This is a genomic window from Tardiphaga sp. 841_E9_N1_2 (genome assembly GCF_051811065.1).
Classification (GTDB): domain Bacteria; phylum Pseudomonadota; class Alphaproteobacteria; order Rhizobiales; family Xanthobacteraceae; genus Tardiphaga; species Tardiphaga robiniae.
Genome location: NZ_JBPWQC010000001.1, coordinates 968356 through 990924, shown reverse-complemented (window position 1 = coordinate 990924; position 22569 = coordinate 968356). Strand labels below are relative to the sequence as shown.

The 22569-nt window shown below is 60.8% G+C and carries 23 protein-coding genes, 3 tRNA genes and 1 pseudogene; 10 read left to right on the top strand and 17 right to left on the bottom strand.

Annotation, left to right across the window (positions count from 1 at the left end):
• Nucleotide 1 precedes the first annotated feature (1 nt).
• From AB8A50_RS04660 to AB8A50_RS04620, 9 genes are all read right to left on the bottom strand, one after another.
• Nucleotides 2-217, bottom strand: coding sequence for a hypothetical protein (locus tag AB8A50_RS04660; RefSeq protein WP_439077026.1), 216 nt, complete (start codon nucleotides 215-217; stop codon nucleotides 2-4).
• Nucleotides 214-1020: an NADH-quinone oxidoreductase subunit NuoE gene (gene nuoE, locus AB8A50_RS04655; RefSeq protein ID WP_439077025.1), complete on the bottom strand. Its 807-nt coding sequence runs from the start codon at nucleotides 1018-1020 to the stop codon at nucleotides 214-216. The genes AB8A50_RS04660 and nuoE overlap by 4 nt, the downstream gene beginning before the upstream one ends.
• A gap of 10 nt (nucleotides 1021-1030) precedes the next feature.
• A complete protein-coding gene (locus AB8A50_RS04650; protein ID WP_439077024.1) occupies nucleotides 1031-1999 on the bottom strand; it encodes an FkbM family methyltransferase in 969 nt (322 codons plus the stop codon).
• Nucleotides 1996-3189 carry an NADH-quinone oxidoreductase subunit D gene (locus AB8A50_RS04645; protein WP_089264562.1) on the bottom strand — a complete coding sequence of 398 codons (1194 nt, stop codon included), beginning with the start codon at nucleotides 3187-3189 and terminating at the stop codon, nucleotides 1996-1998. The genes AB8A50_RS04650 and AB8A50_RS04645 overlap by 4 nt, the downstream gene beginning before the upstream one ends.
• On the bottom strand, nucleotides 3186-3800 hold the full coding sequence (locus tag AB8A50_RS04640; RefSeq protein ID WP_089264563.1) for an NADH-quinone oxidoreductase subunit C: 615 nt from the start codon (nucleotides 3798-3800) through the stop codon (nucleotides 3186-3188). Before AB8A50_RS04640 ends, AB8A50_RS04645 begins: the two co-directional genes overlap by 4 nt.
• A gap of 26 nt (nucleotides 3801-3826) precedes the next feature.
• Nucleotides 3827-4414: a NuoB/complex I 20 kDa subunit family protein gene (locus tag AB8A50_RS04635; protein WP_089264564.1), complete on the bottom strand. Its 588-nt coding sequence runs from the start codon at nucleotides 4412-4414 to the stop codon at nucleotides 3827-3829.
• Nucleotides 4405-4770, bottom strand: coding sequence for an NADH-quinone oxidoreductase subunit A (locus AB8A50_RS04630; RefSeq protein ID WP_068730894.1), 366 nt, complete (start codon nucleotides 4768-4770; stop codon nucleotides 4405-4407). Before AB8A50_RS04630 ends, AB8A50_RS04635 begins: the two co-directional genes overlap by 10 nt.
• A 231-nt stretch (nucleotides 4771-5001) precedes the next feature.
• Nucleotides 5002-5211: a hypothetical protein gene (locus AB8A50_RS04625; RefSeq protein WP_089264565.1), complete on the bottom strand. Its 210-nt coding sequence runs from the start codon at nucleotides 5209-5211 to the stop codon at nucleotides 5002-5004.
• Nucleotides 5199-5390: a hypothetical protein gene (locus tag AB8A50_RS04620; RefSeq protein WP_089264566.1), complete on the bottom strand. Its 192-nt coding sequence runs from the start codon at nucleotides 5388-5390 to the stop codon at nucleotides 5199-5201. Before AB8A50_RS04620 ends, AB8A50_RS04625 begins: the two co-directional genes overlap by 13 nt.
• A gap of 74 nt (nucleotides 5391-5464) precedes the next feature.
• On the opposite strand from AB8A50_RS04620, the gene AB8A50_RS04615 reads away from it, so the two are divergent.
• Nucleotides 5465-5740: a DUF3072 domain-containing protein gene (locus tag AB8A50_RS04615; protein ID WP_231080817.1), complete on the top strand. Its 276-nt coding sequence runs from the start codon at nucleotides 5465-5467 to the stop codon at nucleotides 5738-5740.
• Between the two features lie 109 nt (nucleotides 5741-5849).
• On the opposite strand, the gene AB8A50_RS04610 is transcribed toward AB8A50_RS04615, so the two are convergent.
• Nucleotides 5850-5926: transfer RNA gene (locus tag AB8A50_RS04610), tRNA-Asp, on the bottom strand.
• A 255-nt stretch (nucleotides 5927-6181) separates the two neighbouring features.
• Here AB8A50_RS04610 and AB8A50_RS04605 point away from each other — a divergent pair.
• From AB8A50_RS04605 to AB8A50_RS04580, 6 genes are all read left to right on the top strand, one after another.
• Nucleotides 6182-6502 carry an HU family DNA-binding protein gene (locus AB8A50_RS04605; RefSeq protein ID WP_068730898.1) on the top strand — a complete coding sequence of 107 codons (321 nt, stop codon included), beginning with the start codon at nucleotides 6182-6184 and terminating at the stop codon, nucleotides 6500-6502.
• A gap of 96 nt (nucleotides 6503-6598) precedes the next feature.
• Nucleotides 6599-7858, top strand: a complete 1260-nt coding sequence (pepT, locus tag AB8A50_RS04600; protein WP_439058209.1) for a peptidase T — start codon at nucleotides 6599-6601, stop codon at nucleotides 7856-7858.
• A gap of 204 nt (nucleotides 7859-8062) precedes the next feature.
• Entirely contained in the window at nucleotides 8063-8797 is a 735-nt protein-coding gene (locus tag AB8A50_RS04595; RefSeq protein WP_089264570.1) for a helix-turn-helix transcriptional regulator, read from the top strand.
• 82 nt (nucleotides 8798-8879) lie between these two features.
• The gene (locus AB8A50_RS04590; RefSeq protein WP_439077023.1) at nucleotides 8880-9494 is read left to right on the top strand and encodes an acyl-homoserine-lactone synthase; all 615 of its coding nucleotides are present in this window, start codon (nucleotides 8880-8882) and stop codon (nucleotides 9492-9494) included.
• Complete coding sequence (locus AB8A50_RS04585; RefSeq protein ID WP_089264572.1) at nucleotides 9494-9679, top strand: hypothetical protein; 186 nt, start codon at nucleotides 9494-9496, stop codon at nucleotides 9677-9679. Before AB8A50_RS04590 ends, AB8A50_RS04585 begins: the two co-directional genes overlap by 1 nt.
• A 98-nt stretch (nucleotides 9680-9777) precedes the next feature.
• A tRNA-Val gene (locus AB8A50_RS04580) sits at nucleotides 9778-9854 on the top strand.
• 82 nt (nucleotides 9855-9936) lie between these two features.
• On the opposite strand, the pseudogene AB8A50_RS04575 reads toward AB8A50_RS04580, so the two are convergent.
• From AB8A50_RS04575 to AB8A50_RS04550, 6 genes and pseudogenes are all read right to left on the bottom strand, one after another.
• Nucleotides 9937-10068 (bottom strand): annotated as a pseudogene (locus AB8A50_RS04575) (GFA family protein); the annotation flags it as partial.
• Between the two features lie 95 nt (nucleotides 10069-10163).
• A complete protein-coding gene (gene lon, locus AB8A50_RS04570; RefSeq protein WP_093758782.1) occupies nucleotides 10164-12590 on the bottom strand; it encodes an endopeptidase La in 2427 nt (808 codons plus the stop codon).
• 307 nt (nucleotides 12591-12897) lie between these two features.
• Nucleotides 12898-14172 (bottom strand): ATP-dependent Clp protease ATP-binding subunit ClpX, encoded by a 1275-nt coding sequence (gene clpX, locus AB8A50_RS04565; RefSeq protein ID WP_089264575.1) that lies wholly within the window; start codon nucleotides 14170-14172, stop codon nucleotides 12898-12900.
• 444 nt (nucleotides 14173-14616) lie between these two features.
• Complete coding sequence (locus tag AB8A50_RS04560; RefSeq protein WP_089264576.1) at nucleotides 14617-15252, bottom strand: ATP-dependent Clp protease proteolytic subunit; 636 nt, start codon at nucleotides 15250-15252, stop codon at nucleotides 14617-14619.
• Nucleotides 15253-15562: 310 nt separating this feature from the next.
• A complete protein-coding gene (tig, locus tag AB8A50_RS04555) occupies nucleotides 15563-16915 on the bottom strand; it encodes a trigger factor (protein WP_093758783.1) in 1353 nt (450 codons plus the stop codon).
• 161 nt (nucleotides 16916-17076) lie between these two features.
• A tRNA-Leu gene (locus AB8A50_RS04550) sits at nucleotides 17077-17161 on the bottom strand.
• Between the two features lie 150 nt (nucleotides 17162-17311).
• On the opposite strand from AB8A50_RS04550, the gene AB8A50_RS04545 reads away from it, so the two are divergent.
• Nucleotides 17312-18628 carry a multicopper oxidase family protein gene (locus AB8A50_RS04545; protein ID WP_439077022.1) on the top strand — a complete coding sequence of 439 codons (1317 nt, stop codon included), beginning with the start codon at nucleotides 17312-17314 and terminating at the stop codon, nucleotides 18626-18628.
• Nucleotides 18629-18635: 7 nt separating this feature from the next.
• On the opposite strand, the gene AB8A50_RS04540 is transcribed toward AB8A50_RS04545, so the two are convergent.
• Complete coding sequence (locus tag AB8A50_RS04540) at nucleotides 18636-20132, bottom strand: NAD(P)H-hydrate dehydratase (protein WP_439077021.1); 1497 nt, start codon at nucleotides 20130-20132, stop codon at nucleotides 18636-18638.
• Between the two features lie 442 nt (nucleotides 20133-20574).
• Here AB8A50_RS04540 and AB8A50_RS04535 point away from each other — a divergent pair, with 442 nt between their 5' ends.
• Both AB8A50_RS04535 and glnA read left to right on the top strand, forming a co-directional pair.
• Complete coding sequence (locus AB8A50_RS04535) at nucleotides 20575-20913, top strand: P-II family nitrogen regulator (protein WP_068730910.1); 339 nt, start codon at nucleotides 20575-20577, stop codon at nucleotides 20911-20913.
• A 230-nt stretch (nucleotides 20914-21143) separates the two neighbouring features.
• Nucleotides 21144-22553, top strand: coding sequence for a type I glutamate--ammonia ligase (gene glnA / locus AB8A50_RS04530; RefSeq protein WP_068730911.1), 1410 nt, complete (start codon nucleotides 21144-21146; stop codon nucleotides 22551-22553).
• The last annotated feature ends 16 nt before the right edge of the window (nucleotides 22554-22569 follow it).

The following is a 22569-nucleotide window of genomic DNA, read 5'->3' as shown; positions in this document are numbered from 1 at the left end:
ATCAGCGATTGGATTGCTTGTAGGCGAGCATCGCGGCGCAACCGCCGAACACAACGGCCCACAACAGACTGGATTCAAGCGTGGCGTTCAAAAAGAAACGCTGCAGCGAGAAAATGAACGCAGCTGCGACCATCGTATGCAGTGCGATGTAGAGCCACTTGTTCATTGCCGCGTCCCCCGACTGCGTTGCAAATTTCATCGACAGCACGCGCGTCATTTCTTTGGCTCCTTGGGAGTCTTCGGCTCCTTGGGAGCACCACCCTTCGGCGGATTAGCCTTGGTCGCGTCGGCCGCCGGCGGCTTCGGCGCCGGGCGCTCCTGCACATTGGCCGACTCGGTCTGCTTCTTCGGCTCGGCATCGGCGAGCGCGGGTTCCTTCGGCATATCCAGAACCTTTGTGTATGTGGCGGCGCCACCGCTCGTCATCACGCGCGCGCCGCCTTCGGGCGCTGCGAACTGACGGCCGATCTGCGAACCCGGCTTCGGCGGCGTGCCGGCGGCGAAACCGTCGATCAGCTTGTTCATGCTCTCTTTGGTGAGATCTTCGTAGGTGTCGCTCCAGATCATCGCCATCGGGGCGTTGACGCAGGCGCCAAGGCACTCGACCTCTTCCCAGCTGAAGTCGCCATCTGCAGACAGATGGAAAGGGTCGTGATGGATGCGATGCTGACAGACGTCGATCAGATCGCCGGCGCCGCGCAGCATGCAAGGCGTGGTACCGCAGACCTGAATATGCGCCTTCTTGCCGACCGGCTGCAGCTGGAACTGAGTGTAGAAGGTCGCGACTTCGAGCACGCGGATATAGGGCATTTCCAGCATGTCGGCGACGACGCGGATCGCGGCTTCCGACACCCAGCCAGCCTGTTGTTCCTGCGCACGCCACAGGATCGCGATCACGGCCGATGCCTGACGGCCAGGCGGATAATGCGTGATCTGCTCTTTCGCCCACGCCAGATTCTCGGGCGTGAATTCAAACGAAGCGGGCTGAACTTCTTTCGGAGCCAAACGGCGGACGGACATGTCTAGTCTCTCAATGAGTGCGGCGCGCCGCGCTCGCATTCAGGCTGTTGATGCGGTCGAGCCAGAACGCACTCGATGTCCCAAACACGTTGTAGCCAACATGTGTGGACACCTTGATGCGATCGAGGATCGACAACTCGGTCACGGTTTCGAAACGGTTGGTGGCGGGATCATGCACGATCAGCTTGAGCGGCGTTTGATCCAGGATAAAGCGTGAGACGGTGTGATGCGGATCATTGCCGTGCTCTTCGCACATGATGACCGAGTCGCCCTGCAGCAATCGTGCGCCGCCCTTGATGGCCTCGATCTCGACGCCTTCGACGTCGAGCTTGATCAGATATTTGCCCGACATCGACACCTTGCCGTCGTCGAGCAGATTGTCGAGCGCGATCACCGGCACTTCCTCGCCGCCGGCATTGGGATCGCCGGCGATGCTGAAAGCTTCGTGCTTGGTGCCCGACAGATGTGCCGTGCCACGCTGCGAGCCGATCGCGCATTTGATGACGTCGAACCGGTCGCCATTGATCCTGGCGTTAGTGGCGAGCTTGGCGAAATTGTCGAACGACGGCTCGATGGCGATCGCCTTGTGTGAGCCGAACGGTCCGCTCGACACCAGCACCGACCAGTATCCGTAATTCGCGCCGCAATCGAGCAGCGTGTAATCGACATCGATCGAGTTCCGGAACAACACCTCAAGCTCGTCTTCATAGGAGAAGGTGCGGTTGAGCAACTTGCTCCAGTAGCCATCGCCGAACGGGAACGCGAACAGCGCATCCGCATTCAGCTTCACCACGAGATCGCGCGCCGGCAGCACCGTCCTGCGCATCAGATTGGCGCACATGTTGTAGCCGCGATGCGAGAACGACGACGAGATCTTCGAGCCAACCACCAGCGCACAGGCCATCGCACGTTCCCAGAGATTCACGCTCTGGAGAACGCCGGACGCCCGGTCAAACTGTATGGGAGGCGTCAGCGTCACCGATCGACCTCTCCGAACACGATGTCGAGCGAACCGAGGATGGCCGAGACGTCGGCGAGCAGATGGCCGCGGCACATGAAGTCCATGGCCTGCAGATGCGCAAAGCCCGGCGCGCGGATCTTGCACTTGTAGGGCTTGTTGCTGCCGTCGGAGACGAGATAGACGCCGAATTCGCCCTTCGGCGCTTCGACGGCGGCGTAGACTTCGCCTTCCGGAACGCGAAAACCTTCGGTGTAGAGCTTGAAGTGATGGATCAGCGATTCCATCGAACGCTTCATCTCGCCGCGACGCGGCGGGAAAATCTTGTTGTCTTCGACCGCAACGGCGCCCTGCCCGTCCGGCGCGCGCATCTTGGCGATGCACTGCTTCATGATCTTGGTCGACTGTCGCATCTCTTCGACACGAATACAGTAACGATCGTAGCAGTCGCCGTTCTTGCCGATCGGAACGTCGAAATCCATTTCGGCGTAGCATTCATAAGGCTGCGACTTGCGCAGATCCCATGCAGCGCCCGAGCCGCGCACCATCACGCCGGAGAAGCCCCACTTCCAGGCGTCTTCCAGCGAGACCACGCCGATATCGACGTTACGTTGTTTGAAAATACGATTGCCGGTGAGCAGCGTTTCGAGATCGTCGAGCACCTGCGGGAAGGCATCGCACCAGGCATCGATATCGTTGATCAGCTTGGGCGGCAGGTCCTGATGCACGCCGCCGATACGGAAGAACGCGGCATGCATGCGCGAGCCCGAGGCACGCTCATAGAACACCATCAGTTTTTCGCGCTCTTCGAAGCCCCACAGCGGCGGGGTGAGCGCGCCGACGTCCATCGCCTGCGTGGTGATGTTGAGAAGATGCGACAGGATGCGGCCGATTTCGGAATACAGCACGCGGATCAACTGGCCGCGGCGCGGCACGGTGACGCCGAGCAGCTTTTCGGCGGCCAGACAGAATGCGTGTTCCTGGTTCATCGGCGCGACGTAATCGAGCCGGTCGAAATACGGGATCGCCTGCAGATAGGTCTTCTGCTCGATCAGCTTCTCGGTGCCGCGGTGAAGCAGGCCGATATGCGGATCGACGCGCTCGACGACTTCACCGTCGAGTTCCAGCACAAGGCGGAGCACGCCGTGCGCGGCCGGATGCTGCGGTCCGAAATTGATCGTGAAATTGCGAACGTTGGGTTGTTCGGTCATGGCTTGACCTCTGCCTTCTCGTCACCAGGCAGCACGGGATAATCCGCGCCTTCCCAGGGCGAGAGGAAATCGAACTTACGGAATTCCTGATTGAGCCGGACCGGCTCATACACCACCCGCTTCTCCTGGTCGTCGTAGCGAACCTCGACGAAACCGGTGAGCGGGAAGTCCTTGCGCAGCGGATGGCCGTCGAAACCATAATCGGTCAGCAGACGGCGCATGTCGGGATGGCCGACAAAGATCACGCCATAGAGGTCATAGGCTTCGCGCTCGAACCAGTCAGCGCCGGGAAACACCGAAATGATCGACGGCACCTGAGTTGTTTCGGATGCCAGACCTTTCAGACGGATGCGGGTGTTCAGCGTCGGCGACATCAAGTGATAGACGACGTCGAAGCGCTTTTCGCGGCCGGGGTAATCGACCGCCGTCGCATCGGTGAAATTGACGAAGCGGCAGCGCGGATCGTCACGCAGGAACTGCGCGACCTCGACGATCTTCGATGTTTCCACCGCAATCGTCAGCTGGCCGAACGCCACCTCATGCGCGAGTGCGGCACCCGGCAGGGCGCCGACAATCGTCTGACCCAGTGTGTCGAGCCTCACATCGTCCATGACAAAGCCTTAAGCGTTCGCGAGTCTTAGCGTTCAATCGTGCCGGTGCGGCGGATCTTCTTCTGCAGCAGCAGCACGCCGTAGAGAAGCGCTTCTGCGGTGGGCGGGCAGCCCGGGACATAAATGTCGATCGGCACGATACGGTCGCAGCCCCGAACCACCGAATACGAGTAGTGATAGTAGCCGCCGCCATTGGCGCAGGAGCCCATCGAGATGACGTAACGCGGCTCCGGCATCTGGTCATAGACCTTGCGCAGTGCCGGGGCCATCTTGTTGGTCAGCGTGCCGGCGACGATCATCACGTCGGACTGACGCGGCGACGCGCGCGGCGCGAAGCCGAAGCGCTCGACGTCGTAACGCGGCATCGACACCTGCATCATCTCGACCGCGCAGCAGGCGAGACCGAAGGTCATCCACATCAGCGAGCCGGTGCGCGCCCAGGTGATCAGGTCGTCGGTCGCGGCGACGAAGAAGCCCTTGTCGGACAGCTCGGCATTGACCTCGAGAAAATACGGATCGTTCGCGCCGACCGGCTTGCCGGTGGACGGATCGATGATGCCTTTCGGCGCCTGCGCGATCGCGGGAGCCGAGGCTATGACTGGGCTCAATCCCATTCGAGCGCGCCTTTCTTCCATTCGTAGGCGAAACCGATGGTGAGCACGCCGAGAAACACGATCATCGACCAGAAGCCGGTTGCGCCAAGCTTGCCGAAAGCCACTGCCCACGGAAACAGAAAGGCGACTTCCAGATCGAAGATGATGAAGAGAATCGCCACCAGATAGAACCGCACATCGAACTTCATGCGCGCATCGTCAAAAGCGTTGAATCCGCATTCATAGGCGGACAGCTTTTCCGGATCTGGCTGCTGGTAGGCGACGAGAAATGGCGCGATCAGCAAGGCCAGACCGATGACGGATGCGATGCCGATAAAGACCACAAGTGGGAGATAATTATGCAAGATGCCGTTCATCGGCGAGCCTTACTCCTGCGGCCCTGACTTTGCCACAGATTCGAACATTGGAATGGTTCTGAGGCTTAGCGCAGCGCAACAAGCCATGCAAGACAAGGGATGTTGACAGTTTCATGCTCTGCCATGCGCGGCGCGACGATTGAAACGCAACCTTGCCGATGCATCGCCGGCTGCGACAAACCTTCCGCAGATTCTCAAAAATCCGGCATGACTTCTCAACCGCCGGGACCGTCAAACCTCGCCCGTCGGCGGGTCGGACCTGACGTTCCTTCCCTGCCACAACATGCCATCCAGTTCGGCGCGTTTCCGTACCAACAGCAACTCCGCGGCGGCGTTGTCCATGCCCGCCTGTCGCAACAGGCGGATCGCCGCGCCGAGCTCGGCGATCTGCGCCCGCAATGTGATGATCCTGAGTTGCGGCGGTTCGCTCACGCCAGACATGCCAGCGCCTCACGCTCCGCAATGAGCGCCAGCAGGTCGGCCTGCATCCGCCGCAGGCGCATGGAGGCATTGGCACAGTCCAGCCCGGCATTGGTCAGCAGCCGGATATCCGACTGCACCCCTTTCATCTGGTAGCGCAGCCGGGCGATTCTGAAATTCAGGTTGGCGAGCTTGGTCATTTGCGATATAGAACAAAAAGAGAACAAATTGACAAGCCATTGTTTCGACCCAGATCGGATTTTTGGAGGTTCCCATGACCCTTGCTTTGAAGGCCCTGGCTTTGAAGACCCCGGCTTTGAACACCCGCGGTGAGATCGTCGTCCCCGCGATTGCCGCATCGGTATCGTCGTATGAGAGCCTGCCGGATCGCCTCTCCGGGCCGATGACCCGCGGGCAGGCGCTGACGCTGAAATCGCTGGCGATCGAGGCCTATCAGCCCAAACAATTCGAAAAGGACCTGACGCGCGCTGAAGCCGCGCGGCGAATCGAGGCGCTGAAGCAGGAAATTGCGCTCGCAGATTCGTTCTGAGCGCTGGCACGTCAAATGCCGCGCGTGACGTCTGCAACTCTATAGTTCTCTTGAGGAAACTTGTGGGGACGACCGCGGATGGACCTGAATCCCGCCATTCCCGATGGAATGGCGCGAGAGACGGGACTCGAACCCGCGACCTCTGCCGTGACAGGGCAGCGCTCTAACCAACTGAGCTACTCCCGCGTGGATCGTCTGCAATCCCGCAGTGGGGCTGGACATAAAGGGACGTCCTTTTGAAGTCAAGGACGTTGCAGAACCATTCCGGGGGACATCACAAGAAGGCGTCGTTGCAGGCTTTGCGAGAAGGCCATTTTAAGGCCGGAAATGCAAATAAGCCCCTGTTTGCAGGCAAAACAGCGGGGCGGCATCGCTCCGAATCGTTTAAGCCCTGCTGCGTCACAGGTTTAAGACAGACCACCAACGAGAAGGGCCAGATTCATGGCAAAAGCTGCAACCACCACCGCCGCGAAAGCGGCCACTCCTCCCACCATCACGCTGAAGCATCTCGCCGCGGCCCTGGCTGAAGATCACGAGCTGTCGAAGAAGAAGGCCGAAGAAATCCTCGGTGACATGGTGGAGCGCATCACCAACCACCTCAAGAATGGCGAGCGTATCCGTATCGTCGGCCTTGGCATCCTTCAGGTCCGCAAGCGCGCCGCCCGCATGGGTCGCAACCCGGCGACCGGCGAGCAGATCGAGATCGCGGCCAGCAAGAAGGTCGCGTTCCGGCCGGCCAAGGAACTCAAGGAAGCCGTCTGATCGACCGCTTGAACTTCTCATTCCGGGCCGCGTCCTCGTGACGGCCCGGAATGAAACTTCTAAGCTGTGAGGACTTCTGCAATCAGATGGTGCCCTTTGACAGCAACTCCCCCCTTCGATTTCGCCCATGATGTGACTGCGTGCTTCCTGCGCTATGTGGTGATCGACACCCAGTCCGACCCCGCCTCCCCCACCTGCCCATCGACCGAAAAGCAGAAGGATCTCGGCCGCGTACTCGCGCAGGAGCTGCGGGACCTGGGGCTCAGGGACGCGCATCTCGACGAGCATGGCTATGTCTATGCGACGATCCCCGCGACATCGGACAAGAAAGTGCCGGTGATATGCTTCTGCTCGCATATGGACACTTCGCCCGACTGCAGTGGCAAGGACGTCAAACCGCAGATCGTCAAGAACTATCGGGGCGGCGATATCGTGCTGCCGGTCGACACAACGCAGGTCATCCGCGTCGCCGACAATCCGGCGCTGAAGGACCAGATCGGCCATGACATCATCACCACCGACGGCACCACTTTGCTGGGCGCCGACAACAAGGCCGGCCTTGCCGAGATCATGGACGCGGCACGTTTCCTGGTTGCCAATCCACAGATCAGGCACGGCACCATCAAGATCCTCTTCACACCCGATGAAGAGATCGGCCGCGGCGTCGACAAGGTCGACCTGACAAAGCTGGGCGCCGACTTCGCCTACACCATGGATGGCGAGACCGCCGGCTATGTCGAAGACGAGACTTTCTCGGCCGACGGTGCCGTCATCACCATCGAAGGCGTCAGCGCGCATCCCGGCTTTGCCAAGGGCAAGATGGAGCACGCCATCAAGATCGCCGCCGCAATCGTCGAGCGACTGCCGAAAGACACCTGTTCGCCTGAGACCACCGACGGCAAGCAAGGCTTCCTGCATCCGATCGGCATTTCTGGCGCGCTTGAAAAAGCGACGCTCAGTCTGATCGTGCGCGACTTCACAGATGACGGCCTTGCCGAGAAGGAAGCGCTGCTGCAATCCATCGTCGACGACGTGATGACGGCCTATCCGCATTCGACGGCGACACTCGAGATCAAGCAGCAATACCGCAACATGAAGCAGGTGATCGACCGCTATCCGCAGATGGTCGAATACGCCGTGGAAGCGATCCAGCGCGCCGGGCTCAAACCCGTCCGCAGCAGCATCCGCGGCGGCACCGACGGATCGCGGTTGTCCTTCATGGGCCTGCCCTGCCCCAACATCTTCGCCGGCGAACACGCCTTCCATGGCCGTACCGAATGGGTCAGCGTTCAGGACATGGAAAAAGCCGTGCAGACCATCGTGCATCTCGCGATGATCTGGGAAGAAAGGGCGTAGTGGTAACAAAGAACCATTCGCGGCACAAAGCAGCGAGGGACGGGCGTTCCGGCAGTGACGGAACGGTGTATAGTTGTAGTGTCAATCGAATGGCGAATTGCGCGCCGTGACGGCGACGATATCCTCCCCAGTACATATTATAAATTATAACAAGAATAATTTCCCAAAAACATAGCTCCATTTCAGCTGATATGCAGGCGCGCCATGGGGTCATTCAAAGGCAAGCATTTTCAGACCGCGTTGTCGGCCATCGAAAGCATTGCCAATGCCGCCTCCATGTCTGCGGTTGGCGATGTCGTGGCCGCTACGGCCAAATCGTTCGGCTACAACCACATCTGCTTTCTGGCCTCGACCGGCGTCAACCAACCGTTCGAAGATCGCGTGCTGCTGAAAGTATGGCCCAAGCCATGGGCCGAACAATATAGCGCGTCCAATTTCTATGCCTCGGATCCCGTTGCGCCGCGGATCCGCCGGCAACCCGAGCTGTTCACCTGGTCCGACATCCGGCTCGATGAGGTCAGCCCGATATCACGGACCATCATGGAAATCGCGTCTGTCGATTACGGATTGAAGTTCGGCCTCTGCGCACCGGTGCACGGCATGAACGGCTATCAGGCCGGCCTCTCGCTGGCAGGCTACGAAGTCGAAAATACCGAGGACGCGCACGGCGCCATCGAGCTCGTCACGATGTATGCGTTCAACCGCTTTGCAACGCTTCGCTCTCATCAGCGTGCGAAGTTGATCGCCCTCACCTTGCGGGAGCGCGAGGTCGTCAGCTGGGTCGCTGCCGGAAAGACCGCCTGGGATACGAGCGTCATTCTCGGTATCTCCGAGGATACGGTGAACAAGACTGTCACCGCTGCCATGCACAAGTTGAATGCGCATACGCGCGCGCAGGCGGTGGCCGAAGCGATCACACAAGGACTGATCGCTTTCTGAATTGTCAATCCCCTGCCCACGGAATATCGCGACCAAACTCATCATGAGAACCCTCCACGCAGACGAGCGTGGAGAGCTTTTTATGATCGAGGTCATTCACAGCGGTAATGCTGGGCAGTTCGGCGATCTCCTGGACAAGCAATTTCGGTTACGGCACGAGGTCTTTGTCGGAGAGCGCGGCTGGACCGCCTTCGATGTCGATGGCGAGCACGAGAAAGACCAGTATGACGATGATGCCGCCGTCTATCTGGTCGCGGCCGACGACGCAGGCACTGTCGCAGGCGGCTTCCGGCTCTATCCAACCGTCTTGCCTCACATGCTCAGCGAGAATTTTGCGCAGCTTGTCGATGGCGCGCTGATCCAGCGCCGCGATGTGTTCGAGCTGACACGCTTTGCCATGCGCAAATCCGAACGCCGCAGCCATCACTATTTCGAACTGCTGCTCGCGATTCAGGAATATGGCCTGACGGAAGGCCTGTCCGGTTTCACCTCGGTCATCAATCCCTTGCGCATCCCGATTCTTCAGGGCTTCGGACTGGAGATCGAGCCGCTGGGATTGCCAGCCATGATCGATGGCGAGGCCACCATCGCCGTGCTGTTTCATGTCAGCGAAAAGTGTCTCGCCCGCGTCAGCAAGAGTGTCGCCATCAAAGACAGCGTCTTTGCACTGCCTCAGACATCCCGGCGGATCGCCTGATGCCGATGTCCCCCAATCAGTTCCAGGTCATTCAGGGCGGCAAGGACAGCGACGAGCTGATCGTCACAATGCTGCAAGCTTTGCGGCTGGCGAACGCATGCGGGTCCGAGACGACCTATGATCTGCTGCGCATGGCGCTGTTGAACGAAGGCGTTCAACTCGCCAAGGTGCTGGCGGCGCGCTAGGCGAAACACCTGAGGGCGAGATCGGAATATCCGCGCGGGAACGCCTTGCCGCGACGGAGTGCTGGCGTTAAAGAGAGGCCGTGAGGGTGATTGCCCGAGGGCGGCTAGCTCAGCTGGTTAGAGCATCTCGTTTACACCGAGAGGGTCGGGAGTTCGAATCTCTCGCCGCCTACCACACCTCCCTGGGCCGCTATGGATCGTTCGATCCCTTCGGCCGCGCTGGTAGTTCCGCAAGATCATGAATCCAGGACGCGGCTGACCACCGTGACGCGATAGGCCGAGCCGGTCATGGTCTGGCAATCCGTGCAATGGCAGATCGACACCCGCTGCGGATCGATTGTCGCGCGATAGCTGACGAAGCCGCAGTGGCATTGGCCGTCGATCTGCATCGTCCCGTCTCCCGAACATCTCAAGCAACTGCGATCGTGCCATAAAAAAACGGCGCCCCGAAGGGCGCCGCTGATTGCTATCGAGGATGTCGGCCTTAGTGGGCCGTCAGGCCGCTGCCGGCCTCTTCCGCGCCGTCGGCCTTCACCGGCAGCTTGGTGTCCTCTTCCCAGACGATCGCCTTCGGTGCCCGCACCAGGGCGTTGGCGATCACCTCGTCCATCCGGGCGACCGGGATGATATTCAGCCCGCCCTTGATGGCGTCGGAGATCTCGGTGAGGTCCTTGGCATTGTCCTCGGGGATCAGCACCGTCTTGATGCCGCCGCGGGCCGCTGCCAACAACTTCTCCTTCAGACCGCCGATCGGCAGGATCCTGCCGCGCAACGTGATCTCGCCGGTCATGGCGACATCGTGCCGGATCGGAATGCCCGTGAGCACGGACACGATCGTCGTCGCCATCGCCACGCCTGCGGACGGACCGTCCTTCGGCGTTGCACCCTCGGGCACGTGGACGTGGATGTCGCGCCGCTCGAACAGCGGCGGCTCGATCCCGAAGTTGATCGCGCGCGAGCGGACGTAAGATGCCGCCGCCGAGATCGATTCCTTCATCACGTCACGCAGGTTGCCGGTGACGGTCATGCGGCCCTTGCCGGGCATCATGACGCCTTCAATGGTAAGCAATTCACCACCGACATCCGTCCATGCCAGACCGGTGACGACACCGACCTGATCGTCGCTCTCGATCTCGCCGTAGCGATACTTGGGCACACCCAGGAACTCTTCGAGATTCTTCTCGGTGACCTTCACCACCTTCTTCTTCGAGAGCATCAGCTCCTTCACGGCCTTGCGGGCCAGTGTGGAAAGCTCGCGCTCCAGATTACGCACGCCCGCTTCGCGGGTGTAGCGGCGGATCATCAAGAGCAAGGCGTCGTCGTCGATCGACCATTCCTTGGCATCCAGACCGTGCTTGGAGAGCGCGATCGGAATGAGATGCTTGCGAGCGATCTCGACCTTCTCGTTCTCCGTGTAGCCGGCGATCCGGATGATCTCCATGCGATCCATCAGCGGGCCCGGAATATTCAGGGTGTTCGCCGTGGTGATGAACATCACGTTCGACAGATCGTAGTCGACCTCCAGATAGTGATCGGCAAAGGTGCCGTTCTGCTCGGGGTCGAGGACCTCAAGCAGAGCCGACGACGGATCGCCGCGGAAATCGGCGCCCATCTTGTCGATCTCGTCCAGCAGGAAGAGCGGATTCGTCGTCTTGGCCTTGCGCATCGACTGGATGATCTTGCCGGGCATCGAACCGATATAGGTCCGGCGATGTCCGCGGATCTCCGCCTCGTCACGCACGCCGCCGAGCGACACGCGCACGAACTCACGTCCGGTCGCCTTGGCGATCGACTTGCCGAGCGAGGTCTTGCCGACGCCGGGAGGTCCGACGAGGCACAGGATCGGCCCGCTCAGCTTGTTGGCGCGCGTCTGCACCGCGAGATACTCGACGATGCGGTCCTTGACCTTCTCAAGCCCGTAGTGATCGTCGTCCAGCACGGCCTGCGCCGCGGCGAGGTCCTTCTTGACCTTGGACTTCTTGCCCCACGGAATCGACAGCAGCCAGTCGAGATAGTTGCGCACGACGGTCGCTTCCGCGGACATCGGCGACATCTGGCGCAGCTTCTTCAGCTCATGCTGCGCCTTCTCGCGGGCTTCCTTCGACAGCTTGGTCTTGGCGATTTTCTCTTCGATGTCGGCCAGCTCGTCACGACCTTCGTCGTCGCCGAGCTCCTTCTGGATCGCCTTCATCTGCTCGTTGAGATAGTACTCGCGCTGGGTCTTCTCCATCTGGCGCTTGACGCGCGAGCGGATGCGCTTCTCGACCTGCAACACCGAGATCTCGCTCTCCATCAGGCCGAGCACCTTCTCCAGGCGCGCGGTGACGGACAGCGTTTCCAGGATGCCCTGGCGATCCGCGATCTTGACGGCGAGATGCGACGCGACAGTATCGCCGAGCTTGGCGAAGTCGGTGATCGCCTGCACGACGCCGACGACTTCGGCGGAGATCTTCTTGTTGAGCTTTACATAGCTCTCGAAGTCCGAGACCACCGAACGCGACAGAGCTTCCGCCTCGACGCTCTTCGCATCGGTATCGGCCAGCGCGACTGCCGTCGCTTCGTAATATTCAGTGCGATCGGAATACTTCTCGACCTTGGCGCGCTCGAGCCCTTCCACCAGCACCTTCACGGTGCCGTCGGGAAGCTTCAAAAGCTGCAGCACGCTGGCGAGCGTACCGATCTCGTAAATCGAATCCGGCGATGGATCATCGTCCGACGCATTCTTCTGCGTGGCGAGCATGATGAGCGCATCATTCTTCATCACCTCTTCGAGCGCGCGGATCGATTTCTCGCGGCCAACGAAGAGAGGCACGATCATGTGCGGGAAGACGACAATGTCGCGCAGCGGCAACACCGGATAGGAGTGGCTTTCGCCGTGAACAATGGTTGGCCGGGGTTTGGAGGCAGTCATGGCCCATTCCTTTTGCTGTGCCCCCTTGCAAGCAGTCCGCCCGATGGCGCAACCGCACAAGGTGCCGATTTTCCGTCTTTGCTCGGCCGTCTCAGGCTCTACGTGTCCGGATCGTTATGGCGAATCTTGAGGGAGATTTTGTGTTCGCCGAGAGCATTAGGTGGCTATGGGCCGGGGGGGTGTCAAGTCGCGGAAATACCCATGAACAAGGGCGGTTTACAGAGCGTAGCAGCAATAAAACAGGCGGCTGCCGATCACCGGCAGCCGCCTATTGAACTTAAGTCGATGGGCCCGAAAGCCGCGTGGATCAGGCGCTTGCGCTGCTCTCCGCGGTCCGGTCCGAACGGTCGGCGTAGATGTAGAGCGGGCGAGCCGTCCCATCCACAACCTCCTTGGAGATGACGACTTCCTCGACACCTTCCAGACCGGGCAGATCGAACATGGTTTCGAGCAGAATGCTCTCCAGGATCGACCGCAGACCACGTGCACCGGTCTTGCGTTCGATAGCCCGGCGGGCCACCGCACCCAGCGCCTCGTCGGCGAAGGTCAGCTCGATGTTCTCCATCTCGAACAGGCGCTGGTACTGCTTGACCAGCGCGTTCTTCGGCTCGATCAGAATCTTCTTCAGCGAGGTCTCGTCGAGATCCTCGAGCGTCGCGACCACAGGCAGACGGCCGACGAATTCGGGGATCAGGCCGTACTTCAGCAGATCTTCCGGCTCGACGTGGCGGAAGATTTCACCGGTGCGGCGATCTTCGGGTGCCAGAACCTGCGCTGCGAAGCCGATCGAGGTGGTCCGTCCACGCGACGAGATGATCTTCTCGAGGCCCGAGAACGCACCGCCGCAAATGAACAGGATGTTCGTCGTATCCACCTGCAGGAATTCCTGCTGCGGATGCTTGCGGCCGCCCTGCGGAGGCACGGAGGCAACGGTGCCTTCCATGATCTTCAGCAGAGCCTGCTGCACGCCCTCACCCGACACGTCACGGGTGATCGACGGATTGTCCGACTTGCGCGAGATCTTGTCGATTTCGTCGATATAGACGATGCCGCGCTGCGCACGCTCGACATTGTAGTCGGCAGCCTGCAGCAGCTTGAGGATGATGTTCTCAACGTCCTCACCCACATAACCGGCTTCGGTCAGCGTCGTCGCATCGGCCATCGTGAACGGCACATCCAGAATGCGGGCGAGCGTCTGCGCAAGCAGCGTCTTGCCCGAACCGGTCGGACCGATCAGCAGGATGTTCGACTTCGCGAGTTCGACGTCGTTGTGCTTGGTCTGGTGGTTGAGGCGCTTGTAGTGGTTATGCACCGCGACCGAGAGAACCTTCTTCGCATGGAACTGACCGATGACGTAATCATCGAGCACCTTGCAGATTTCCTTCGGCGTCGGTATGCCGTCGCGCGACTTGACCAGCGAAGACTTGTTCTCCTCGCGGATGATGTCCATGCAGAGTTCAACGCATTCGTCGCAGATGAAGACGGTAGGACCCGCGATCAGTTTGCGAACTTCGTGCTGGCTCTTGCCGCAGAACGAACAATACAGCGTGTTCTTGGAGTCGCTGGTACCGACCTTACTCATTCCTATCTCCGTCCGCCGTTCGATCTTTGTCTGCCGGTCGCCCAGTTACGGGACATATCCCGTAGATAGAGCAAAATCCGTACCAAAAAAGACCTCGTTCCAGAATGCCGCTCGAATCACGGCTCACTCGAATCCCCGCGATACTAACCGATCCGCATCAGCGAACCATGCTGACAGCCGATGATCAAGAATTCGCTAATCGGCTCCACCGCCTGGAGCGTGACAATAGCGTGATTTGCGGCATTTGCGCGGGAGAACCCCGAAAATTGGGGAACGTTGCGTGAATGACACCACCCGACCAGCACGAAAGCGGAACTCTCGCGTCTGCTGGCGTCGGCACATAGTACCAATTCGGGAATAACTTGATCGATATGGCTGGCTTGGGACAGGCGGCGCGCGGGCGCCGTCTGTCTCGGTCTCGATATGTTCGCCGAAACGGCGTCGTTACGCCGGCTTCGCCGGGGTCGATTCTTCAGCGCGCTTGTCGATGACCTTGTCGATCAGCCCGAAATCCTTCGCCTGATCCGCCGTCATGAAGTTATCGCGCTCGAGTGCGTTGTGAATGTCCTCGTAAGCACGTCCCGTGTGCTTCACATAGATCTCGTTGAGCCGGCGCTTCAGGCTCTCGACTTCCTTGGCATGAATCAGGATGTCGGTGGCCTGGCCCTGGAAGCCGCCTGACGGCTGATGAACCATGATGCGGGCGTTCGGCAGCGCAAAGCGCATGTCCTTTGCGCCAGCCGTCAGCAACAGCGAACCCATCGACGCAGCCTGACCGACGCACAGCGTCGACACCGGCGGACGGATGAACTGCATCGTGTCGTAGATCGCCAGACCCGACGTCACCACGCCACCGGGCGAGTTGATGTACATCGAGATTTCCTTCTTCGGATTCTCGGCTTCGAGAAACAGAAGCTGGGCAACGGTCAGCGTCGACATGCCATCCTCGACCGGACCGGTCACGAAGATGATGCGCTCCTTCAGAAGGCGCGAAAAGATATCGTAAGCCCGTTCGCCGCGGTTGGTCTGTTCGACCACCATCGGGACGAGGTTCATGTAGGTTTCTACCGGATCGCGCATTGATCACCCGAAAGGTTGGAGGAGACACACGTCCATCGGCAAGACTGGAACCGGTTACGGTTTGCCGGAAGAGGACGAACGTCCCGTGATGCAGGAACAACAAACAGAGCCCACAGATATGGACCAATCGAGCGGCAACAAGACCACCGGTCCACATGCCGCCCTGAACCTCAGTTCAAGCCGATTCGGACGGCCACCGCAAAGCACTGGAGCCCTTTTGGAACCTGTTTCGAGCGGTATCCTTAACGTCAAAACGCCGGCTGGAGGACCCGGCCGGCGCTTCTTTTAACGTCTTCTAAGAAGAAGCGGCTCAGGCCGCGGTCTTCTCGTCTTCGTCCTTGTAAAGGTCGTCCTTGGACACCTTCTTCTCGGTCACATTGGCCAGTTCGAGGATGAAGTCGACGACCTTGTCCTCGTAGATCGGTGCACGAAGCTGGGCCAGCGCGTTGGGATTGCTGCGGTAAAAGTCCCACACTTCCTTCTCGCGGCCCGGCATCGAACGGGCCCGCTCGATCACGGCGCGGCTGACCTCGTCATCGCTGACGGTGATCTTGTTCTTCTCGCCGATCTCCGAGAGTACGAGACCGAGGCGCACGCGGCGATCGGCGATCTTGCGGTACTCTTCCTGAGCGGCTTCTTCGGTGGTGTCCTCGTCGGCGAAGGTCTTGCCCGACGATGCCATCTCCTGCTGGATCGAATTCCACATCAGCTTGAACTCTTCGTCGACCAGCGACGGAGGCGCATCGAACTTGTGGGTCTCGTCGAGACGGTCGAGCAGCAGGCGCTTGACGCGCTGGCGGGTCGCACCGGCGAATTCGGCAACCAGACGCTCGCGTGCAGCTTCCTTCAGCTTGTCGAGGGACTCGAGGCCGAGGGTCTTGGCGAACTCGTCGTCGATCACGGTGTCGACCGGCGATTCCACCTTGGCCGCGGTGGTCTCGAACTCAGCGGCCTTACCGGCCAGCGTCTCGCTCGCATAGTTGACCGGGAACGACACCTTGAGGGTGCGGGTCTCGCCGGCGGCGATGCCGATCAGCTGGTCCTCGAAGCCCGGGATGAAGGTGTTGGAGCCGATCGCAACCGGGATCTCCTCGCCGGTACCGCCCTCGAAGGCGACGCCGTCGATGGTGCCCTTGAAGTTGACCGTAACGCGGTCGCCTGACTCGGCCTTGCCAGTCTTCTCGGTGAACGAACGGTTCTGATCGGCGACGCGCTTGATGGCTTCATCGACGTCCGCATCGGTCACTTCGGCCACCGGCTTCTCGACGGTGAAGCTCTTGAAATCGGCGAGCGCGATCGGCGGCACGACTTCGATAGCGACGGTGTAATTGAGGTCCGACTTGCCCGACAGGATGTCTTCGACTTCCTTCTGCTCGGTCGGCATGGTGATCTTCGGCTCGGAAGCGAGCTTGAAGCCACGCTCGGTGAAGATCTGCGTGTTGGTGTCGCGGATCAATTCATCGACGGTCTCGGCGGCAACCGAGCGACCATAGAGACGCTTCAGGTGACCGACGGGAACCTTGCCCGGGCGGAAGCCGTTGAGCTTGACCTTGCCCTTCATGTCATCGAGGCGCGCATCGACCTTGGCTTCGATGTCGGCAGCCGGCACGTTGACCGAGAACTCGCGCTTCAATCCCTCGGAGAGGGTTTCATTCACCTGCATGGCGTCAATCTTCTTCCCGCTTGGTCCGGCCCAATGGCCCGGACATTGTAAATCTGTGCGGCATCAGGCCAGAGCCTGCGCCGGTGGTGCGAACTGTCTCTGCAAGGCCAACCTTGCGGAAACACGTCCGAAAATCGTCATGGTCAAACGCTATGTGCGCTTGGTGCGGGCGGAGGGACTCGAACCCCCACAACTTTCGTCACTGGAACCTAAATCCAGCGCGTCTACCAATTCCGCCACGCCCGCGAAAAACATCATGTCCGGCCGCGATGTCGCGAGCGGCGGGCTTATAACATGGGGACCGTGGTTCGCAGCAAAAAAATGGTCACATAGCGGCTTACTTGCCGCAGCCCCGGCAACTGGACTTTGGCGCGGCAAAATGGTCGGGATTTGGGCATGACGAACCGCTTTCTCCCCCTTACGCGCCGGACCCTGCTTGCAGGCGCCGGGAGCGCGTTGATCGCCCCGATTCTGTCCCGGGTCAGCCTCGCGCAAGCCGTCGCCGCGCTGGAGCTACAGGCCAAGGCTGATCCCTTCCCGGTGAAGCCCGGCGCCTCCGCTGAGGCCTGGACCCTCCATTCGCCCCAGAAGGGTCCGCTGCGCTTCAACCGCGGCGACGAGATTACAGTTCAACTCGCCAATCAGCTGCCGATCCCTATCGCCTTGAACTGCCGAGGCATTAACGGCTCGTCCGGGATCGGGCCGCTGCTCGACCGCAAGCCGGTCGCGGCCGGGGCCAAGGACGCGTTCAAGCTGCAGATGCGCAGCGCCGGAACGTCGTATCTGGACATGCGCCTGCTCGGCGACGGTCAGGCGCTGCCGTCCCAGGTTCGCAGCCTGGTCGTCCAGGAGAGCGATCCGGTCGAGGTGGACCGCGACGAGGTGCTGCTGATCGAGGACTTCCGCCTCAGGCCGGACGGCAGTCTGCTCGCCCCCGCCAGTGATCCGAAAGACGCCGCCGCGCTGTTCCTGATCAACCGGAAATCCACGCTGGAGCTGTCGGCCCGGGTCAACGAACGGCTCAGACTCCGCCTTATTAATGGCTGCCAACGCAATGTGGTTGCTCTGAAATTTGACGATGACGAGGTCCGCGTGATGGCTATCGACGGTCAGCCCTCGGAGCCATTCCCTGCCCGTAACAATCAGGTGGTGCTGGCGCCCGGAACCCGGGTCGACGTCTTCCTCGACGCCGTCAGGCCGGCGGGATCGACCTCGGCGATCCTGCTCCATGACGGCAAGACAGCCCGGCCGATTGGCCAGATCCAAATGTCCAACGATCCGCCGCTACGGGCCACGCCCCTGCCGGCCGCCGCGCCGCTGCCCCCCAACGGTTTGCCGGCTCAGCTCGATCTCAAGGGCGCGCTGCGCGTCGATATGGCCCTGAGCGCCGTCAGTCCCGAATGGGTGAAGCCGGTCGATCTGTCCGCCAGCACGCCGCCGGCATTCCGCACCAAGCCCGGCCGCACCATAGTGCTTGCGCTGACCAACCGGGCCACCAGCCCGATGGTGTTCCAGATCCACGGCCATCACGTCCGCCTGCTCGACAGGCTCGATGATGGCTGGAAGCCGTTCTGGCTCGACACCCTGGCGCTGGACGCCGGTCAGACCCAGCGCATCGCCTTTGCCGCCAACAATGTCGGGCGCTGGTTGATGGAGGCCTTCGTCGCCGACTGGGTCGCCCCGCGGCAGGTCCGCTGGTACAGCGTCGACTGAGAGGTAGTCAGTACTGGATACCGAGCTGGTCGTAGAGCCGACGGAACACCGCCGGCAGCACCTCCGTCAGATCCTCGGCGATCAGCCCCGGCCCAGCCTCGCTGCCCGCCTCGCCATGCATCCAGACGCCGATACAGGCGGCCTCATAGGCCGGAACGCCTTGCGCCAGCAGCGCGCCGATGATGCCGGCCAGCACATCGCCGGAACCGGCAGTCGCCAGCCATGGCGGCGCGTTGGCAGCGATGGCGGCTCGGCCATCCGGCGATGCCACGACCGTATCTGGCCCCTTCAACAGCACGATAGCGCCCGACTCTTGCGCCGCCAGACGAACGCGCTCCAGTTTAGATACTGCTGGATGTTCCACATCCACCTGGCTGAAGATACGTGAAAATTCACCTTCGTGAGGCGTCAACACGACACCGGACTCCGGGCTGGTCTTGATCAGACCGAACAGCTGTTCGGGCGCCCCCGCGAAGCTGGTCAGCGCATCGGCGTCGAGCACCGCATGTCGCTTCGTGGCCAGGATGGCCTCCACGAACATGCGCGTCCGTTCGCCAACACCGGCCCCCGGCCCGATCACGCAGGCTGACACCTTGCCGCCGATCAGCACGGCGAACTCTGCCGACGTATCCACCGGCCGCACCATCACCGCCGTCAGCGCGGCGGCATTGACCGCCAGCGCATCGCGCGGCGACGCCACAGTCACCAGCCCCGCCCCGCCGCGCAGCGCTGCGCGGGCGGACAGCCGGGCAGCGCCCGTGGCGGCGATGTCGCCGGAGACCACCACGGCATGGCCGCGCGAGAATTTGTGGCTGTTGATCTTCGGCACCGGCAACGCGTCGGCCCACAGGTCCGGATTGTTCTCGAAGGTCTGCGGGCGGATTTCCGCCAGCACATCCTCGTCGATGCCGATGTCGATCACCCGCAGCCGGCCACAATGCACCCGGCCCGGCACCAGCAGATGGCCCGACTTGGGCCTGAAGAACGTCACTGTCTCGGTCGCCCTGATAGCGCCGCCCATCACGGCCCCTGAATCGCCGTTGATACCGCTCGGCAGGTCAACAGCCAGTACGGGCACGCCGGCCGCATTGATGGCGTCGATCATGATCAGCGGATCGCCCTTGACCGGACGATTGAGCCCGGCGCCGAATAGCGCATCGATGATCAAAGCCGGCTGCCCGATCAGCGAGGGATCGCAAGGCAACACTTCGCCCTTCCATCCCTTGGCAGCCAGCGCCGCATCGCCCTTCAGCGTTGCCCGGTCGCAGAGCAGGATCACCGAAACGTCACGCCCCTGCGCCGCGAGCTCGGCCGCCGCGACGAAGCCATCGCCGCCATTGTTGCCACGACCGGCAACGACCAGGATCGCCCCCTCCTCGGCCAGCTCGCCCGCCACATCCGCCACCGCCCGTCCAGCGGCGCGCATGAGTTTGAAGCCTGGCGTACCCGCCGCAATCGTGAGTTGATCTGCGCGCGCCATCTCGTCGGTCGTTAGAATATCCATCTCGCTTCTCACTACGCCTTTTTGGAAGGCACTCGCGTCACACGCGAACGCAGCAGAGTAAAACTGCACACCACACGATCACTTTGATCACTATGTAGGCAAAAGTAATCGAATACTCTTGATGCGAACCTCGTCAGGTGCGATGTAATAACCTGATAATGCTTCAAAAATAGCCGAGGAGCGAACTTGGCACGGACCCTGCTTTTAGGGAAGCCAGCTTCGGGTCCGTCGCGCTCACCGGCAAATGTTGAAAGACACCTGTTTAAGAGACAGGGGTGGCCGACCGTCTACCGCATCGGGCGAGATTTCGTCTGTGCGGCGTGGCGGCAGCGTAATAACGCCCGAAATTGGGTATCGAACAGTGTGCGCACAACGCGCAATGGTCAAAGCTACTTGAGGCAAATAACTTGCGGCCTGATTGGAAGTGCCGGGGAGACGTTCAGTGAAAAAGATCGAAGCCATCATCAAGCCCTTCAAGCTGGACGAGGTGAAAGAGGCTCTTCAGGAAGTCGGGTTGCAAGGCATTACCGTCACGGAAGCCAAGGGCTTCGGCCGTCAGAAGGGCCACGCCGAACTTTATCGCGGCGCTGAATACATCGTCGACTTTCTACCCAAGGTGAAGATCGAGATCGTGATTGGCGACGACCTTGTCGAAAAGGCGATCGATGCCATCCGTCGCGCCGCACAAACCGGCCGCATTGGTGACGGCAAGATCTTTGTGTCGAACATCGAGGAAGCCGTGCGCATCCGTACCGGCGAGTCCGGACTCGACGCGATCTGACGGCAAGGATCTGCGACGCAGGACCTGCAATGCAGGACCTGACGGACTGGACGCTCTCCAAGCCGGGTGCTATCCGACATTCAACGCTTCAAGGCGTCACCAAAAAGGCTGCTTCGGCAGCCTTCTGTTGTTGACGGTTTGTCTTGTTGAAAACATGCCGTTGTGACCTGATCGTCACGACAGATTGTTACGTCCCGGAAATCGGCCCGCAAATAAAGGTAGGGAGCCCCATGACGACCGCCAAAGAAGTCCTGCAGTCCATCAAGGACAATGACGTCAAATACGTCGACCTGCGTTTCACCGATCCCCGCGGCAAGTGGCAGCACGTGACCTTCGACGTCTCGATGGTCGATGAAGAAATGTTTGCCGAAGGCACCATGTTCGACGGCTCCTCGATCGCCGGCTGGAAGGCGATCAACGAGTCCGACATGATGCTGATGCTGGATCCGGCAACGGCGACGATCGATCCGTTCTTCGCAGAGACCACCATGGTCATCACCTGCGACATTCTCGAGCCCTCCACCGGCGAGCCCTATAACCGCGACCCGCGCGGCATCGCCAAGAAGGCCGAAGCCATGGTCAAGTCCATGGGCATCGGCGACACCGTGTTCGTCGGTCCGGAAGCTGAATTCTTCGTGTTCGACGACGTCCGCTTTTCGAGCGACCCCTACAACACCGGCTTCAAGCTCGACTCGTCCGAATTGCCGACCAACTCCGGCACCGAATATGAAGGCGGCAATCTCGGCCACCGCATCCGCACCAAGGGCGGTTACTTCCCCGTCCCGCCGCAGGACTCGGTGCAGGACATGCGCTCGGAAATGCTCGGCGCCATGGCGCGCATGGGCGTCAAGGTCGAGAAGCATCACCACGAAGTGGCGTCCGCCCAGCACGAACTCGGTATGAAGTTCGACACGCTGACCTACATGGCCGACCAGATGCAGATCTATAAGTATTGCATCCATCAGGTCGCGCACATCTACGGCAAGACCGCCACCTTCATGCCGAAGCCCGTCTTCGGCGACAACGGCTCGGGCATGCATGTGCACCAGTCGATCTGGAAGGACGGCAAGCCGACCTTCGCCGGCAACAAATATGCCGACCTCTCCGAGACCTGCCTCCACTACATCGGCGGCATCATCAAGCACGCCAAGGCGATCAACGCCTTCACCAATCCGTCGACCAACTCCTACAAGCGTCTGGTCCCCGGCTACGAAGCCCCGGTGCTACTCGCCTACTCCGCGCGCAACCGCTCGGCCTCCTGCCGCATCCCCTACACCACCAACCCGAAGGCCAAGCGCGTCGAAGTCCGCTTCCCGGATCCGATGGCCAATCCGTATCTCGCTTTCGCCGCGATGCTGATGGCCGGTCTCGACGGCATCAAGAACAAGATCGATCCGGGTCCGGCCATGGACAAGGACCTCTACGATCTGCCCAAGGAAGAGCTGAAGTCGATCCCGACGGTGTGCGGTTCGCTCCGCGAAGCCCTCGAGAACCTCGACAAGGATCGCGGCTTCCTCAAGAACGGCGGCGTATTCGATGACGACTTCATCGACAGCTATATCGAACTGAAGATGACCGAAGTGATGCGTTACGAAATGACGCCGCACCCGGTCGAATTCGACATGTACTACTCGCTGTAATTCCCTTTCGGGATTA